The organism is Pseudomonas sp. GW822-FHT02D10 (assembly GCF_058802345.1).
In genome coordinates this window covers 1-617 of record NZ_JBXAOB010000044.1, presented here as the reverse complement: position 1 = coordinate 617, position 617 = coordinate 1, and the positions used below count along the sequence as shown (strand labels likewise).

The following is a 617-nucleotide window of genomic DNA, read 5'->3' as shown; positions in this document are numbered from 1 at the left end:
GCGGCGAAATCGGGCAGGGTTTTGCCGTCGGCCAGCACGCTCCACAGGGTTTCGATGTCGGCCTGGCTGGTGGTTTCGTCGAGGGACAGACCCAGACGCTCACCATCGACGACCCGCAGGTTGATGCGCTGGGCGCGGGCCTTGTCGTGCAGGGCAGCGGTGTTGGCGCCAGTGGCCAGGGTCAGGGTGTCGAAGAAGTTTGCTTGCTCAACGTTCAGGCCCAGTGCGCTCAAGCCTTTGGCGAGGATCGCGGTCAGGTGATGAATGCGGTTGGCGATCTGCTTCAAGCCTTTAGGGCCGTGATACACGGCGTACATGCTGGCGATGTTGGCCAGCAGTACCTGGGCGGTGCAGATGTTGCTGGTGGCTTTCTCGCGGCGGATATGTTGCTCGCGGGTCTGCATGGCCAGGCGCAGCGCCGGCTTGCCGAAACGGTCCACCGAGACACCGACCAGACGGCCCGGCATGTCGCGCTTGAACGCATCCTTGGTGGAGAAGTAAGCCGCGTGCGGGCCACCGAAGCCCAGCGGCACGCCGAAGCGTTGCGCACTGCCGATGGCGACATCGGCGCCGAACTCGCCCGGCGGGGTCAGCACGGTCAGGGCCAGCAGGTCAGC

Annotated in this window: 1 pseudogene; it reads right to left on the bottom strand. The window is 65.5% G+C overall.

From position 1 onward, the window contains the following. A pseudogene (locus AC1RPZ_RS27350) lies at positions 1–617 on the bottom strand (glycine dehydrogenase (aminomethyl-transferring)); the annotation flags it as partial.